Raw genomic sequence first — 15,256 nt, forward strand, 5'->3', positions numbered from 1 at the left:
CTTATTTTTAGAAATAAATATATTTAATTATGTTTTATTATTCTAAAAAATATTTTTTATTTTTGATAAAAACTCAATTATAGTATAATTTAATTACAAAAAACTTTTTAAGTTGTCTAATTGTTATTTTTGTTTACTATTACAAAAAATCGGATTGGAGGAATGGCTATGAAAAAAATTATTAAGTTAGGACTTGTTCTTGCATTAGGCTTGATTTTTGTCGGTTGTGGTGACAATGCCACTAATGAAACAACTACAAGTCAATCGCAAACAATCAGCTCACTTGAAAAAAACAATCAAGACTTAAAGGCGACCGTCTCATCTTTAGAGAAGACTGTGAATTCTTTTGAAAAAGAAAAAGCTGCGGAGGAAAAGACACAGAACGCCGAGCAAGAGCAAAAACAAAGGGATTTGGCCAACACGAAAAAAGCCGAAGAAGACCAGCAACGAAAAGAACAAGAAGCTCAAGCTGCCGCCGAGAAACAAGCAGCTGAAAAAGCGGAGGCTGCCAAACAGGCCGAGGAAAAACGTGTTGCAGAAGAAGCGGAGGCGGCACGTAAGGCAGAAGAACAACGAGTCGCACAAGAAGCGGCTGCTCAAGCACAGGCAGAAGCTGAAACTCGTGCCCAACAAGAAGCTCAGGTTCAGCAAGCCGCCCAACCGGCTCAAGGTCAGACCGTTTATGTCACACCGACAGACAGCAAATATCACACTCACCAATGCGGCAATGGCACCTACAGCCCCGCCACACTAGAAGAAGCTCAAGGTCGTGGATTAACCGCCTGTGCGAAGTGTTTTTAATTAAAAAATAAAGCCACTGAAAAGTAAACTTTTCAGTGGCTTTATTCATTGTTTTAGTTCTTCTTTAAATTGCCCGCAAAGGCCTGCATTCCTTTACGAATATAAGTAAAGCCGGAATAAAGTACGACTACGATAACAACCCATGTCAAAACGTTCATGTTCAACCCAGTGACAAAGCGCGTTGCAATGATTACCCCGATAACCCCACCGATTGTAATTCCCAAACTAACTTTACGAGCATAATCTCCCGATTTAATAAAGTTTGTACCGGCAACTGGCATTAAGCCTGCACAGGAAGCCATCATGATGGGAAAAGCCACTAACGGACTTAAGCCAAGCATATAAACCAAGGCCATACACGGTGCGTAAAGCCCTACACCAATCGTCATCAGAGCCCCCAAAATAAAATTACCGATAATCCCAATGATTAATTTTGAACCCGTCAAACCGGTTAAATGATTGCCTGTTCCTAATAGATCCAATAATCCTAATTGTTTTAGCGCCATTAATGCGGCGGTGACGATCAACGCAATCCCCATGTAAAATTGGACTTTTTTCTCAGGTAGCTTGCTGACCGTTTTCGAACCAATGTAAGAACCAACAATTGCGGAAATGACTAACGAAAATAGAGTCAACGGTGCTACTTTTACCACCGTAATAAAAATAAACGCTTCAATAATGACCGGCACCGTGTGGGAAACATTCAATGTCCCCGGTAACTGACGATCGTTGTCTAATTGCTTCGTCGTTTCTAACAGCATCGTCGTTGGTGCAAAACTCCCGATTCCCAGCGTATCCATCGCATCCGTCACCAAGCCGATCAACCCAGCAACGAGCCAATTCCCGCCGCCTAAATTTTTTCGCTCCGCAACCAAATCGCGAATAAAATAAAAAAGATAATAAACCAAGAGGACTGCTAAAAGTCCCAATAAAATCTGTACCATAATTCTCTCCTTTGAATAATTAATTGAATGAAAGCTCTTTTACCTGTAAAGATGGTACAACAATTCACATACTTTTTGACTGAAATTAACTAACAATTTGATGATATTCATCAAATAAATTTTGCAAAAAGTGCTAAGCTTCACACAAAAAAATGACCCACACTGGTTTGCGAGTCACTCTACAGCTTTTCATTTATTGATCTTCCATCACTTCTTGCAAGCGAAAACGTACCATTGCTTTAATCAAATCAATTGGCAACTCTTGGTCATAAGGAAACTGAACGGCTCCCTTAGAGGTTTTGTAGTCCTTTAATTGTTTTTCAAAAGCTCTCATAGCGCTAGGCGTCGGATAAAAACCGATATGCTTTTTCATTGCCCCGAAATGAACCAAGTTTTCTTTTAAATAAAAGGTTGGCATCTGGTACGAAATTTTCTCTTTCGTCTCGGGTGGAACCGTTTCTTTAATTACTTGATACATTTCTTTTAGCTTGGGCTGCTGATCTTTTTCAGCCTCATTGATATATTCTTCGATTGATGTCATCGCTTCACGTCCTTTCTTTTAGTCTAGCGGATAAGACTGAAAAGGGATACAAAACTGCTCTATTCTTCTTTCAAGCTCTCTCCTAAAGAAAAGCCATCAAAGGTCTCGCCATCATAATATTTCAATAATTGGTCTGCTGTTAATAAAGAAGACGTCATTTCTTCGTCCTTTTCTTCCTCTACTTGATTTAGCGCGACATATTCTTGATATTGCTCTGCTAATTGACGGTACATCGCTTTTTTTGAAGAGCCTTCGCCGGTAATAAACGGCAGTTCTTTCAGATGGCCGCGATAAAGGGGTAAATTGCCCACCCACTCGATTGGCTGTTCTACGACGGTTAGTTGGACGTCGGCAAAAATATCTTCATACATTGGTTTTTTCCTCCTGAATTTTTCGATATTGGCGTGGGGTAAGCCCTTCGATTTGCTTGAAACGTTTATAGAAAAAGGCCTTATCTTTATAGCCTAAGCGTTCGACAATGGTTTGAACGGTCAGATCCGTTTGCTCTAAGTAGCGCTTGCAGCGCTGGATGCGACGCAGCAACACGATCTCCGTGAAGGCCTGCCCAGTTTTTTCCTTCAACAAGCTCGACAAATAATTCGGGTGAAAATGAAATTTCTGAGCGACCTCTTCTAGTGTCACCTGCTCCAAGCGAGCATCGATATAGGCTAAAATTTCTTCCATTAATTGGCCACTGGACACGAAGCTGTCTCTGGCGACAAGATGTCCCATCTCGGCTTGACTGATCTCCACAATCAGCAATACAAACGCTGCCTTCGTTACCTTGTTATTGAAATACGCCATCTTGACCACTTGTTTTAACAACAGCAACGCATAAAAATGAACATCCGTTAATGTCGCAAAATCATACACCAAATAACGGCTAACGCCTAGGAATTCTGTACTTATTGCTTCGATAAAAAAGCGATACAACAACGGTTCTTCAAAAAATTGACCTAATAATGACTCGGTGAAGTAGCTTGCCTTAAAATAAAAAGTAATGACTTCCGCATTCCGGTCTCCTTGAAAAGAAAGTCCCGTAGCCCCATTCGTTAGGATTAATCCACCCCTACCAAGCGGTCTTGCAGACGCATCGAGTTCCACCACGACTGCCCCTTCCAGCACATACAACACCCGAATAAAATCCGAAGAAACTTCAATCTGCTGTTCGCTCTTGCGCGTTACAAAAGCCGCAATCTCACGCTTGGGATTTTCCACAAATTGCTGAACCTCCGCTTTCATCTCTTTATCATCAACCAGATAGCAATCCAATGTTTCCAAAAACTGATAAAACTGATCGTATTGCTGCTCCGTTACCTTCATTTTCCACCGCCTTAGAATCGAACACTTTTTTCTTTATCTACACTATTTTAAACAACTGTTTCTCAGCATATAATTTCTTTATTGATTGTAGCATTTTTAGCGTTTCATTACATTTGATTCAAACACTTCTAAGGAGGATTTAGTATGAAAATTGGTTTTATCGGTGCCGGCAATATGGCCACGGCAATCGTGGAGGGAATCGTACAAAAAGGCTTCAGTAAGCCAGAAGACATTTATTTATATGATATCGATTCGGAGAAAGTCCAAGCCTTTGCGGGAAAAATCGGTGCTCATGCGCTGAAAGACCCGCAAACCGTTATTCAAACTGTCGACACCTTGATCCTAGCAGTCAAACCGAATGTCATTAAAGGGGTCTTGCTAGACGCCAAAGAAGCGATCATTGCCAATGATCCACTGATCGTCTCTATCGCAGCGGGAACCAGTACGGAGGCATTATATACGGTTTTCGAAACCGATCAGCCGATCCGAATTGTCCGGGTCATGCCGAATATGAACGCAATGGTTGGTGAAGGAGCAGCCGCCATCTGCCGAAACAGCGCTGCAACTGAGGAAGATGTTAACCAAATCATTGATCTCTTCAATGCTGTGGGGAAAGCTTGGCCTTTAGAAGAAAAATATTTTTCCATCTTTACTGCGATCGCCGGCAGCTCGCCAGCCTATACCTTCTTATTTATCGATTCAATCGCTCGGGCCGCTGTGAAGAATGGTTTGCCAAAGGATCTCGCTCTAGAAATGGCCACCCAAGCCATTCTCGGCAGTGCCCAAACCTTAGCCGCTAGTCAAGAAAATCCGTGGACTTTAATCGATCGGGTCAGCTCACCAGGCGGAACGACAGTCGCGGGGATCGTGGAATTGGAAGACAATGCCTTTATCTCAACCGTTATTAAGGGAATCGATGCGACGATTCGAAAAGACGAGGAGTTAGGGAAGAACTAATTAGTCACAAAAAAATCGTTGGTCTTAATTGACCAACGATTTTTCCAATTCTACTATTCTTTCCACGCATCAACTTCTTTTTGATGATCCTTGATCCAGTCCTTCGCTGCTTGCGAGGGATCTTTGCCTTCGTTGATTGCTAACATGACACTTTCCATATCTTTTTGGGTCCAGTGGAAGTTGTCTAATACTTTGTAAGCTTCGGGTTGGTCTTTTTTTAGACCTTGGCGAGCCATCGTGTGGATCGACTCGGCTGAGCCCATCGCATTTTTAGGATCTTCCAAATATTTCAACCCATATTTTGCAAACATCCAGTGGGGCGACCAGCCAGTGATCACGATGGGTTCTTTGTTTTTAATGGCTTGGCCTAGAGCTACGGTCATTGCGCCAGAAGAAGAGGTTGAAACCTTCCAATCCGCTAAGTTTGGATAAGCCTTCAATGTATTTTCTGCCGCATTGACGACACCCGCACCAGGTTCAATCCCGGTGATGGTTTTATCGGCTTGGTCGGATAGATCTGCGATGGAATTCACATCCATATAATCCGGTACGACGATCCCAACTTTGGCACCTTTCAAGTTGACGCCTAAATCATCGACTTGATCTTTATATTGGGCATATTGTGATTTGTGCGTATTCGGTAGCCAAGCCGCAACCATTGCATCCGATTCACCTTTGGCAACAGATTCCCACATAATCGCATTATCTAATGGGGTGGTATTGACTTTATACCCCATCTCTTTTAATACTTCTCCTACAACGTGGGTTGAAGCGACTTCGGTATCCCACTCTACATAAGAAAGATTGATCGTACCTTTGGTTTTCTCAGATGCTCCGCCAAAACCAAATGACGCCAATAACACAACAGCTGCGACCACACCGGCTGCGATGCCCCACTTTTTCTTCTTGCTCTTCGGCATTTTTTCAGCGGCTTGTTGTTTGGGTTTATTGATATTTTGGGTAAAGCGGTCAATGATAATCGCTAAAATAACTAGTGCTAACCCATTGACGAACCCATTTCCGACTTGTGCTCGTTGTAAGGCTGATAGAACCCCTCGTCCGAGACCGGGAGCACCGATCATTGAGGCGATGACGACCATTGATAAAGCCAACATCGTTGTTTGATTGATCCCGGCTAAAATAGTGCTTTTCGCTAACGGCAATTCTAATTTGAATAATTTTTGTTTTGCAGTTCCACCGAATGAATCAGAAGCTTCGACTAACTCTTTTGGAATTTGACGAATCCCTAAATTCGTAAAGCGGACCGTTGGCGGCAAGGCAAAAATCACTGACGCAAAGACCCCTGGCACCATGCCGATTCCAAAGAAGGCAACAGCTGGGATCAAATAAACAAAGCCAGGCATCGTCTGCATGAAATCCAAAATCGGTGTAATGATCTTTTTCGCCGTCTCGTTTTTCGCCATCAAGATTCCTAACGGCACCCCGATGATGATCGAAAGCAAACTAGATAAAAGCACGAGCGTGACGGTACTCATTAAATCCGTCCATAAACCTTGATTATAAATAAATAATAGTCCGATCAAGGTAAAGCTGGTTAATCCCCATTTTTTATTGGAGATGAAAAATGCAGCAACTGTCAAAACTAAAATAAATAAGAGTGGCGGAATCATTGTTAAGATTCCCGTCATACCATCCATCAAAAATTGTCCGGCTTGTTGCAGCGCTGAAAATAGTCCTGCGAAAGTACTCGTTAACCAATCTGTGACATTTTCAACCCAATCTGCAACGGGTAAAGCTTGTTGTAAAAAACTAAACATTCGTCGTCACCTCTTCTTCTGTATTTGCCAACGCTTCTAAGACACTGCCGCGAATCACGACGCCGACTAAGCGGTCGCCTTCCACAACAGCTAACGGAGCTGGCGAATCAAAAATCAGATTAAAAATATCGGTCACCAGCATGTCTTTAGGAATGCGGCGAACATTTTTATCAATGACTTCTTTTAAGGTTAGATTATTTTTCCGAGCTTCTAAGGCTTTATCCGCCGTCAGGCTGCCTTTTAATTTACGCTTGCGGTCAACCGCTAACAGCATGCTGACTTCTTCTTTCCGCATTCGGTTCAAGGCCACATTTGGACCATCGACTTCGATATTGGTCGTCAATGCCGGTACCATAATATTTTGCGCAGTCAAGACTTTTGAACGATCCACATCTTCCACGAAGTCGCGGACATACTGATTGGCTGGATGGGTCAGAATTTCTTCCCCCGTTCCGATCTGCATGATTTGTCCGTCTTTCATCAAGGCAATCCGATCACCGATCCGCAAGGCTTCATTCAAGTCATGGGTAATGAAGATAATCGTTTTTTGTACATTTGATTGCAAATCCAATAACTCATCTTGCATCTCACGACGAATCAATGGGTCCAATGCTGAGAAAGCTTCATCCATCAATAAGATTTCTGGATCATTGGCTAATGCCCGCGCTAAACCGACTCGCTGCTGCATCCCACCGGATAATTGATCAGGGTATTGATCCTTAAAGGTCAGCAACCCGGAGTTATCTAAAGCTTGCTCCGCCTTGGCTTGGCGTTCCGCTTTCGGTACACCCCGGACTTCAAGTCCGTATTCCGTATTTTCTAAAATCGTTCGATGTGGGAACAGCCCAAAGTTTTGAAAGACCATATTAATTTTATGGCGGCGCACTTCCCGCAGTGCTTCTTTATCCATTTGGGCAATATTCTCACCATCAATATAAATCTCACCAGAAGTTGGATCGATCAACCGATTTAACAATCGAATCATCGTGGATTTTCCACTACCGGAAAGACCCATAATAACAAATATTTCTCCTTCGTTGACTTCAAAACTGGCGTCATACACACCAACTGTCGCACCCGTTTGCTCGACAATCTCGTTCTTACTACGATTTTCTTGAATCATCGAAAGGGCTTGTTGTTGCTTCTTACCAAAGATTTTCGTCAAATGTTCAACCTTAACTTTACTCAAAATGTATCCTCCTTATTAAAAGTTTTACGAACCTCGTTCGCGAAACCAACTATCCTCTGCATTAAACAATGCTTTCACTGAAAAAAAGTGACCATACAACACTAACATGGTGTGGTCACTTTTGTCAAAAATGATGCAGAAAGTTTTCAGGAAAACAAATTTAACGCAAAAAAAACTAAGCATTTCTGCTTAGAATTTTTTGTCACCTAGATCCGCTAGACCTCTCGATTTTGAGTAAAGAAATGCATTGGATCGTAGACTTGTTTCAATTTTTTTAATCTGGCCGCGGTTTGGTTGGACCAAACGCGAAGATTTTCTGCCGTACTCGTATCGCTTGAATAGGCACCGTATATTCCTTGACCAAATTCTTGGATTGGTTGGAAAAGCCGCAGCGCTTCATCCGCATGCGCTTGATTGACCCAATAGGCAATCATAATCTCTGCTTCCCTAAAAGACCATGCGTTGAAATCAGCGGCTTTATCATTCATTGCTCCACCGAGCGCCCGTAATTCCACACCATAGACAAAAGGCGGCTCCAGCAGTTTTTCCATTTCGGCCGCTATCGCTTGCGGAATATCTGTTACCAACGTATTTTTTCCAAAAGACGTATTTTTTCCATCGATGCGGGCGTGTTCATCGGGAAAGAAATCGGCGTAGTTCATCGTTACTTCGGTTTTAGCGGAAACATTGCCTAAATGAAGGGCCTCATCCAGCACCGCTCTTGCTTCAGGAGTCTCTTCGCCGTACCAAAAGTTTCTCGTCTGTACCGTGATCGTTTGATCGGCAGCTTTGTTTAGCAATAGGATACTCGTCAATTTATTTGAGGAATGTTTGAACCATGTATGCCAAGCTTGCGTAAAGCCATAGAGATCTGTAATTGTATAGTTGATGGTTTGGACGATCATAGGGATCGAAAGTTCCGAATCTGTCGTAGTCACTTTGTCCGCTTGAAACAGAAATTCCGTTACTACACCAAATTGTCCCCCGCCTCCGCGAATGCCCCAAAAAAGTTCCGGTTCATTCAGGTCATCAAGCTCATGTCGTTCACCGTCCGCTGAGATTAGTGTCGCACCAATAACCCGATCAATCGTCAAGCCAAAGGAACGTAGAATAATACCCATTCCACCGGATACCCCCAAGCCACCAACACCCGTATCACCATGGTCACCGCTTGAAATCACTAATTGATCCGCTAGCAATTTTGTCGCTACGTCTGACCAGAGCGCGCCGGCTTGGATTTTAACAATGCCTTTTTCTTTATCGATCACCTGAATCTGATTCATGTGGGATAAATCTAGGATCATTCCTTGATCGTTTACGGAAGTCGCAGACAATCCATGCCCTCCGCAACGGACAGAAAAGGGAAAGTCTGCCTCTTGCTTGATCCGAGTTGCATAGCTGATTGCGTCCCGGACTTGTTCTTCGGTCTCTGCTAAAATGACAATTTTTGGCTGACCTACTTTATAATCATTTGAACGAACCTCATCATAGCGCGAGTCTTCTGGGAAAACGGCAACATCCTTCAGTGACTGCGGTAATTCTGGCAACTTTTTCTCCATAGTAAATCCTCCGTTCGTAAATTCAAAAAGTTCTTAGGGGTTATTAAAGTGTCTCATGGAGAGAGCCAATAGTAAAAAAATAACTTTCGTAATAAAGAAAGCGTTATCATTTCTTAATCTTTTGTCTTTAAAGCAAAAAAAGCTCCCCGAAGCTGAAGCAAAGGCGGGGAGCTTCAAGAACTTTTGGCGTATGCCGAAGAAGCGGCTTTGGTCACACCGGTGATTCGGAAATAGAACCTGCGACAACACTGTTGTCACAGGTTCTATTTGCTTTATTTATCTGGATAAAATAAATGCTGCATACGTTGCAGCACCAACTCATTACCGACAAAGAATAAGGTGTCGCCTGCACAAATTTTGGCGTAAGGACCTGGTGATAACAGCAGCTCATCTTTTTGCTGAATCGCAATAATGGTTGCACCCGTCTCATGCCAAATATTTAGTTCATTAACAGTCTGCTCTAAATGTTCCGCTGCTTCCGTCAAAGTCAACTCGTACGGAACAAAGGGGGCGACATTGTGAACACGCTTGGTTTGCGCAAATAACTGGTCCAATAATTGTGTCATAGTGGTTAATTCTTGTTTTTGTTTTTCAATACTAGTTTGGATATCCTTTTTGATCTCTTGGGCGGATTGGACGTCTTGATATTTTTCGAAATAGACTTTTGCTTTTTCTCGCGAAAGGACATACGCACCGCTGCCATGACGAACTTCCATGATTCCAAGGTCAACTAAGACATTGATGGCTTTTCTAGCTGTCTCCGGTGAAACATTGAAATTACTAGCCAGCGTAGAACGCGCGCGAATTTTTTCGCCTACTTGATAGCGATTGTCCGCGATCCGCTCGGCAATCTCCACCGCTACTTGCTGGTACCGAGGCAGTAAGACCCGCTTCTTGTTTTCCCCTTCCATTCGACCCCTCCTAAGTTCATCTAACTGTCCTCTATTTTTCAAAAAATGAGTCTGAGTCTTACCGGATCGATCCTTCTGGTAAAGCGGCTAACGCCGTCAGACACGCTCCTATAAAACGGCACACTCTGAAAAATGGAACGGACATTTTTTTGCAGAATTCTTTTCAAGCATAGCATATTTTTTTTAGAAAAGCTGTACCCATTCTATGAGCACTTAAATGAAGATGTTAGTGTTTTTTTTTTTAGTTTTTTTTCATAGAAGCACTTTTTTCGCTGCTATCCTTCGCCTTTTTGTTAAAAAAAAGCTAGACTAATTCAGATTATTTTTTGTACGGATCTATTCGGTGCTTAAAAAAAGAAAAAGAAACAGGAGTGATTGTTTGCATTTGTTAATGGGTATTATTGGGTTGGTCTTAGTCTTGGCGTTAAGTTTTCTAATTAGTAATGATCGGAAAAAGATTCGTTTTACACCGCTTTTGGTCATGCTGATTTTGCAATTTTTATTCGGTTTTATTTTACTGCGTACCTCAGTGGGAACAAAGATTGTTGGTAGTTTAGCTGGCGTTTTTGATGCTTTACTAAGCTTTGCCGGTTCAGGGGTGAACTTTGTCTTTGGCGGAATTGCCAACAAAGGCAGCTTTCCCTTTTTCTTAAATGTTCTGATGCCGATCGTCTTTATTTCTGCGATCATCGGAATCTTGCGTTACATTAAGGTTCTGCCGTTATTTATGAAAGGTGTCGGTCTGGCATTAAGTAAAATCAACGGTATGGGCAAGCTAGAATCCTATAACGGAATCGCTTCTGCAATTTTAGGGCAGTCGGAAGTCTTTATCTCCATCAAAAAGGAATTACCTACCTTGTCAGAACAACGCCTAACGACGATGAGTATCTCAGCGATGTCAACGGTCTCCATGTCAATCGTTGGTTCTTACATGGCTCTGATTCAACCACGCTATGTCATTACGGCTTTAGTCTTGAACTTATTCGGTGGCTTCATCATCGCCTCCATCGTTAATCCTTATCAACTGGAGAGCGATGAATTAGTGATTGAAGAGGACAAAGAACAAACCTTCTTCCAAATGCTCGGGGAATATATTTTAGATGGCTTCCATGTAGCAGTTACCGTTGCGGCCATGCTGATTGGGTTTGTCGCCTTGATCGCGATGATCAACTTCCTTTTCGCTAAGATCACAGGACTGACTTTCCAAGAAATTCTTGGTTATGTCTTTGCGCCATTGGCCTTCATTACTGGGATTCCTTGGAAAGAAGCCGTTCATGCCGGCAGCTTGATGGCGACTAAATTAGTCACCAACGAGTTCGTTGCCATGACCGAATTAGCCAAAGGTAATTGGCATTTCACCCCACGGACGACTGCCATCGTCTCCGTTTTCTTAGTCTCCTTTGCAAACTTCTCTTCGATCGGCATCATTTCTGGTGCGATGAAGGGTTTGAATGAAGAAAAAGGCAATCTGGTGGCCAAGCACGGCTTGAAAATTCTATTAAGTGCCAGTCTCGTCAGCTTTTTAAGCGCGATTATCACAGGGTTGATTTTTTAAAAGAAAAGAGGGATCAGAGCTGATTTGCAGCTCTGATCCCTCTTTTGATTATCCGGCGCGACCGCGCTTATAATTGTTCATCTTCCAATACTTCATACTCATAAGGCGAACCTTCGTAGAAAAATTGGGTGGAGACAGTTGCTTCATTGTCCATTGCGATTAATTCTTTGCGGAAAGGAAAACGCACCGAGTGACCTGTTTGTGTTTCAGATCCCGGTAAAATATAGGATAAGTTGTCGTCTGGTGTCGGCTTGTTCAAGTCACTCATGACCGCATCTATCACCTGTTGCTGATCTATTTTTTCTGCTTTTGCAACCTTTTGATAATCCTTAAAAAAAGCGGCCTGTCCTTCAAAATACGTTATTTCCATTTTCTTCACCCTTTCCAATGATCGGAATCCTCTGACATTCCTTTACTAAATAAATCGGTTTACTCTGTTAAATCTAACTGACCCGCTTCGGTTTGAAACAGCGGCCAACTTCCCGCCAATTCTAAGCGAATCAACTTTAACTCAGGATAGCGCTGAAGCGCGACTATGATCGAGTTGATCAATTTTCCTTGCTGATTGACATGTTCCTGTGGTGATAACAGCGTATCTTGATCAAGCATGTCACCATAGGATCGGTTTTCTTCAATCACCTCGTGAAATGCAGCCTTGAACACGCGCTCAATTTTTCGCGCAAACTTCGCTTCATTCTCCGTCGTATAAGCGATTTGATCCTTGCCTGCCAAAAAGGTCGCATAGATCAAAGGAACCGTAGACACAGGCTTCACGGGAGAAACATAATAAAACGCCTCTTCCAAAAGATCCATTGAAATCGTCAGCTTCATAACATCTCCTCTTTTCTAGAATTATTATAGCATTCACTAGGGTATTTCTTAGGTAATTTAAGCTCAAAAAGCTGTAATTGAAAACTCGAAAGATCCCCTCCGGCTCGCGAGTGATTGCCCTTATCGGCGAACTTTTCATTCGGATCAAGGTTTGGCTTATCAAATAAAAGTATATGGTCAAGTGTTGAAGCAACATAAAATTTTTCAAAGCTGTCTCAAAAAGGAAATGATTTAGATAATTCGCCTATGGAAAACTTTTTTAGCCTTCTAAAACAAGAAATTTATCATAGCTTTAATGAACTTAAGATGGCAATTAATCAGTATATCTACTATTACAATAACGGATGAAAAAGAAACTGAACTGGCGTTCAATTGGGAACGGCCTATCAAACAGCGGCTTAATACTTATTTTAATATATAAAAAAAAAGAGTGGATTTCTTCCCTTTAAATGTCTAACTTTTTTGGGATTAATACATTGGGGTTAGACTTTTTAGTTCGCTTTTTTGTAAGCGCCTTTATAAAAATCGAACTTAAGGACCACCTTAGCGCTAAAATTGAGCCGTTTTCCAAATTATTTTGCGAAAAATAGTTAAAAAGGGTGAGATAAGTTCAGTTTTTATTTTAGCCATGAAAAAATGTGAACCTAGATGTGATTGCCTATGTAAACGGTGATAGCTATATTATAAATGTGCACAAGTACTAGATGAAATGAGGTGATCTTAAATGTTAAGTAAAGTAATTAAGGAAGATTATATTCAATTAGATGTAGAAGCAAATGATTTTCCTGATGCTATTAGTCAAGCGTTAGAACCACTTGTCGAAGATGATGCCGCTACGCAAGAATATGTAGATGCGGTTATAAAAATCTATCAAGAAACTGGACCATACATTGTGATTACTAAAAATGTGGCCTTACCCCACGCTCCCGTATCAGAAGGAGCGAAAAAAGTGGCGATTGGTTTTACCCGGTTGAAAAACGCCATTGTTTCAGGTCATGAATGTAACGACCCAGTAAAATATTTATTTCCATTAAGTGCTAAAGATAGTCAGTCCCATATTGAATTACTATCGGAATTGGCGGATTTGCTAGGCGATCCCGTCTTTATCGAATTTTTAGAAAATGTTTCATCAAAAGAAGAATTTATTAATTATTTAAAAAAATATGAAGGAGCTCAAAAAAATGAAAAATCATAAAGCATTAGTCGCATGTCGTGCCGGAGTCGGATCAAGTTTAATGTTAAAAATCAAGGTTAACGAAGTCGTAAAAGAAAATAATTATCCTTTAGAAGTTGAACATTCTTCTTTAGATGGTGTCCCAGGATTTACTGGCGATATGTTGATCACTTTACCAGATGTAGCCGAAGAATTAATTGAGAAAAAAGTTCCTTATAAGGTGGTAGCCGTTCGCAACGTTGTCGATAAAAAGGAGATCAAAGAAAAATTAGAAGAAGCTTTTGCCGAACTTGAAGGTGAATAGCCAGTATTAAGGGGGAAAACAAAAAATGGATTTTATTATTAGTTTTTTGAGTACACCTGCGGTTCTTTTGGGTGCAGTAGCCATGATCGGGCTACTCGCTCAAAAGAAAAGCAGTACCGAGGTAATGACTGGAACATTTAAAACAGTTATCGGTTTCTTGATCTTTAGTGCAGGTGGCACGATCATGACCGGTGCACTACAAAATTTCAACTCATTATTCCAAACAGGGTTTCATATCGTTGGAGTTGTCGCTTCACCCGAAGCTGCAACAGCCTTAGCTCAAACTAAATTTGCTTTTGTAACAAGTTGTACGTTGATTTTAGGTTTTATCATGAACTTAGTTATTGCTCGCGTAACACCTTTCAAAAACATTTTCTTCACTACCGGGCATAGTTTATTCTTTGCTTGTGTATTGTCACTAATTTTGAAAGCACATCATTTTGCAAATGTTCCCGCAATTATTATCGGTGGTGTTTTGCTAGGTTTCTTCTCAGCCGCTTTACCACAACTTTGTCAGCCATTTATGCGTCAAATCACAGGTAGTGATTCCACAGCCATTGGTCACTTTAATATGGTTGGTTATGCTTTATCAGGTTATATCGGAAAATTATTTGGTAAATATAAAGACCGGACAACTGAAGATATTAATTTTCCCAAATGGTTATCATTCTTTCGTGATTTCTTAATGGGTGTAGCCGTTGTTATGCTATTTTTGTTCTACGTTTCCGCATTAAAAGCTGGTCCAGTAGCAACGCAAAAATTAGCTGGTAGCGTTCACTGGTTAGTTTTCCCATTTGTTCAAGCCTTTACTTTTACAGCTGGTATTTCAATCTTAATGACTGGTGTTCGAATGTTCTTAGCTGAAATTACAGCAGCCTTTGTTTCAATTTCAGAAAAATTCATTCCAAATTCTCGTCCCGCTTTAGATGTTCCAACGGTCTTCCCTTTTGCTCCAACAGCCGTTATCGTCGGTTTTATTTCTTCTTACGCAGCTGGTCTATTAGGTGTTGTTATTATGGTTGCCTTGCATGCGCCAGTTGTCATCATTCCGGCAGCCCATATTTGTTTCTTCTCAGGTGGTACCGCAGGGGTCTTTGGTAATTCAACTGGTGGTTGGCGTGGTGCAGTGGTTGGTTCCTTTGTAGCTGGCTTACTATTAGCTTTCTTACCGATGGTTCTTTATCCATTATACGGCACACTAGGTATTGAAGGCTCAACCTTCCCGAATATTGATTACAATGTAATGGGTATTCTATTAAACAAAATCCTTAATCTCTTTGGGATGTAATAGTCACCACTATCCATTAACTGAGAAACGCTTAAGCTGGGAAATCCAAAAATTGACTGAAAAATTTTTGTGGTAGCTCAGCTTTTTATGCTTATAAAAAT

General features: G+C 41.5%; 16 protein-coding genes and 1 pseudogene. 7 read left to right on the forward strand and 10 right to left on the reverse strand.

All coding sequences use genetic code 11. The features are described from left to right. The first annotated feature begins 168 nt into the window (after positions 1-168). Positions 169-801, forward strand: a complete 633-nt coding sequence (locus FFM67_RS12365; RefSeq protein WP_246042898.1) for a hypothetical protein — start codon at positions 169-171, stop codon at positions 799-801. A gap of 53 nt (positions 802-854) precedes the next feature. On the opposite strand, the gene FFM67_RS03055 is transcribed toward FFM67_RS12365, so the two are convergent. From FFM67_RS03055 to FFM67_RS03070, 4 genes are all read right to left on the reverse strand, one after another. Beyond that, on the reverse strand, positions 855-1,745 hold the full coding sequence (locus tag FFM67_RS03055) for a sulfite exporter TauE/SafE family protein (RefSeq protein WP_137613162.1): 891 nt from the start codon (positions 1,743-1,745) through the stop codon (positions 855-857). A gap of 193 nt (positions 1,746-1,938) precedes the next feature. Then, the gene (locus FFM67_RS03060) at positions 1,939-2,286 is read right to left on the reverse strand and encodes an iron chaperone (RefSeq protein ID WP_137613163.1); all 348 of its coding nucleotides are present in this window, start codon (positions 2,284-2,286) and stop codon (positions 1,939-1,941) included. Between the two features lie 59 nt (positions 2,287-2,345). Continuing rightward, entirely contained in the window at positions 2,346-2,657 is a 312-nt protein-coding gene (locus FFM67_RS03065) for a hypothetical protein (RefSeq protein WP_137613164.1), read from the reverse strand. Next, the gene (locus FFM67_RS03070) at positions 2,650-3,609 is read right to left on the reverse strand and encodes a helix-turn-helix domain-containing protein (RefSeq protein ID WP_137613165.1); all 960 of its coding nucleotides are present in this window, start codon (positions 3,607-3,609) and stop codon (positions 2,650-2,652) included. The genes FFM67_RS03065 and FFM67_RS03070 overlap by 8 nt, the downstream gene beginning before the upstream one ends. Positions 3,610-3,753: 144 nt before the next feature. Between FFM67_RS03070 and proC the strand changes: the two genes are divergently transcribed. Continuing rightward, entirely contained in the window at positions 3,754-4,566 is an 813-nt protein-coding gene (proC, locus tag FFM67_RS03075) for a pyrroline-5-carboxylate reductase (protein WP_137613166.1), read from the forward strand. Positions 4,567-4,619: 53 nt separating this feature from the next. Here proC and FFM67_RS03080 read toward each other — a convergent pair whose 3' ends face one another. The 4 genes from FFM67_RS03080 to FFM67_RS03095 form a co-directional block, all read right to left on the reverse strand. Continuing rightward, positions 4,620-6,344, reverse strand: a complete 1,725-nt coding sequence (locus FFM67_RS03080) for an ABC transporter permease/substrate binding protein (RefSeq protein WP_137613167.1) — start codon at positions 6,342-6,344, stop codon at positions 4,620-4,622. Further along, positions 6,337-7,533, reverse strand: a complete 1,197-nt coding sequence (locus FFM67_RS03085) for a quaternary amine ABC transporter ATP-binding protein (RefSeq protein WP_137613168.1) — start codon at positions 7,531-7,533, stop codon at positions 6,337-6,339. Before FFM67_RS03085 ends, FFM67_RS03080 begins: the two co-directional genes overlap by 8 nt. Before the next feature lie 215 nt (positions 7,534-7,748). Beyond that, positions 7,749-9,092: an FAD-binding oxidoreductase gene (locus FFM67_RS03090; protein ID WP_137613169.1), complete on the reverse strand. Its 1,344-nt coding sequence runs from the start codon at positions 9,090-9,092 to the stop codon at positions 7,749-7,751. Positions 9,093-9,364: 272 nt separating this feature from the next. Further along, the gene (locus FFM67_RS03095) at positions 9,365-10,003 is read right to left on the reverse strand and encodes a GntR family transcriptional regulator (RefSeq protein WP_137613170.1); all 639 of its coding nucleotides are present in this window, start codon (positions 10,001-10,003) and stop codon (positions 9,365-9,367) included. A 379-nt stretch (positions 10,004-10,382) separates the two neighbouring features. Here FFM67_RS03095 and FFM67_RS03100 point away from each other — a divergent pair, with 379 nt between their 5' ends. Continuing rightward, the gene (locus FFM67_RS03100; RefSeq protein WP_137613171.1) at positions 10,383-11,558 is read left to right on the forward strand and encodes a NupC/NupG family nucleoside CNT transporter; all 1,176 of its coding nucleotides are present in this window, start codon (positions 10,383-10,385) and stop codon (positions 11,556-11,558) included. A gap of 67 nt (positions 11,559-11,625) precedes the next feature. Here the strand turns inward: FFM67_RS03100 and FFM67_RS03105 are convergent, their stop codons facing one another. Both FFM67_RS03105 and FFM67_RS03110 read right to left on the reverse strand, forming a co-directional pair. Next, the gene (locus FFM67_RS03105) at positions 11,626-11,928 is read right to left on the reverse strand and encodes a DUF5960 family protein (protein WP_137613172.1); all 303 of its coding nucleotides are present in this window, start codon (positions 11,926-11,928) and stop codon (positions 11,626-11,628) included. A gap of 59 nt (positions 11,929-11,987) precedes the next feature. Then, the gene (locus tag FFM67_RS03110; RefSeq protein ID WP_137613173.1) at positions 11,988-12,389 is read right to left on the reverse strand and encodes a hypothetical protein; all 402 of its coding nucleotides are present in this window, start codon (positions 12,387-12,389) and stop codon (positions 11,988-11,990) included. Between the two features lie 70 nt (positions 12,390-12,459). Between FFM67_RS03110 and FFM67_RS12370 the strand changes: the two are divergent. The 4 genes and pseudogenes from FFM67_RS12370 to ulaA all read left to right on the forward strand — a co-directional run. Next, positions 12,460-12,838: pseudogene (locus FFM67_RS12370) on the forward strand (IS3 family transposase); the annotation flags it as partial. A 275-nt stretch (positions 12,839-13,113) separates the two neighbouring features. Then, positions 13,114-13,584 (forward strand): PTS sugar transporter subunit IIA, encoded by a 471-nt coding sequence (locus FFM67_RS03120; protein WP_137613175.1) that lies wholly within the window; start codon positions 13,114-13,116, stop codon positions 13,582-13,584. Continuing rightward, positions 13,571-13,867: a PTS sugar transporter subunit IIB gene (locus tag FFM67_RS03125; protein ID WP_137613176.1), complete on the forward strand. Its 297-nt coding sequence runs from the start codon at positions 13,571-13,573 to the stop codon at positions 13,865-13,867. Before FFM67_RS03120 ends, FFM67_RS03125 begins: the two co-directional genes overlap by 14 nt. A 25-nt stretch (positions 13,868-13,892) precedes the next feature. Further along, positions 13,893-15,155 (forward strand): PTS ascorbate transporter subunit IIC, encoded by a 1,263-nt coding sequence (ulaA, locus tag FFM67_RS03130; RefSeq protein ID WP_137613177.1) that lies wholly within the window; start codon positions 13,893-13,895, stop codon positions 15,153-15,155. Positions 15,156-15,256 lie beyond the last annotated feature (101 nt).

It is taken from the genome of Enterococcus viikkiensis, from assembly GCF_005405345.1.
Taxonomy (GTDB): domain Bacteria; phylum Bacillota; class Bacilli; order Lactobacillales; family Enterococcaceae; genus Enterococcus_A; species Enterococcus_A viikkiensis.

Bases quoted from the DNA above. Each gene is read 5' to 3' on its own strand.
- FFM67_RS12365 (WP_246042898.1), top strand. From the start codon at position 169: ATGAAAAAAATTATTAAGTTAGGACTTGTTCTTGCATTAGGCTTGATT.
- FFM67_RS03055 (WP_137613162.1), bottom strand. From the start codon at position 1,745: ATGGTACAGATTTTATTGGGACTTTTAGCAGTCCTCTTGGTTTATTAT.
- FFM67_RS03060 (WP_137613163.1), bottom strand. From the start codon at position 2,286: ATGACATCAATCGAAGAATATATCAATGAGGCTGAAAAAGATCAGCAG.
- FFM67_RS03065 (WP_137613164.1), bottom strand. From the start codon at position 2,657: ATGTATGAAGATATTTTTGCCGACGTCCAACTAACCGTCGTAGAACAG.
- FFM67_RS03070 (WP_137613165.1), bottom strand. From the start codon at position 3,609: ATGAAGGTAACGGAGCAGCAATACGATCAGTTTTATCAGTTTTTGGAA.
- proC (WP_137613166.1), top strand. From the start codon at position 3,754: ATGAAAATTGGTTTTATCGGTGCCGGCAATATGGCCACGGCAATCGTG.
- FFM67_RS03080 (WP_137613167.1), bottom strand. From the start codon at position 6,344: ATGTTTAGTTTTTTACAACAAGCTTTACCCGTTGCAGATTGGGTTGAA.
- FFM67_RS03090 (WP_137613169.1), bottom strand. From the start codon at position 9,092: ATGGAGAAAAAGTTGCCAGAATTACCGCAGTCACTGAAGGATGTTGCC.
- FFM67_RS03095 (WP_137613170.1), bottom strand. From the start codon at position 10,003: ATGGAAGGGGAAAACAAGAAGCGGGTCTTACTGCCTCGGTACCAGCAA.
- FFM67_RS03105 (WP_137613172.1), bottom strand. From the start codon at position 11,928: ATGGAAATAACGTATTTTGAAGGACAGGCCGCTTTTTTTAAGGATTAT.
- FFM67_RS03110 (WP_137613173.1), bottom strand. From the start codon at position 12,389: ATGAAGCTGACGATTTCAATGGATCTTTTGGAAGAGGCGTTTTATTAT.
- FFM67_RS03120 (WP_137613175.1), top strand. From the start codon at position 13,114: ATGTTAAGTAAAGTAATTAAGGAAGATTATATTCAATTAGATGTAGAA.
- FFM67_RS03125 (WP_137613176.1), top strand. From the start codon at position 13,571: ATGAAAAATCATAAAGCATTAGTCGCATGTCGTGCCGGAGTCGGATCA.
- ulaA (WP_137613177.1), top strand. From the start codon at position 13,893: ATGGATTTTATTATTAGTTTTTTGAGTACACCTGCGGTTCTTTTGGGT.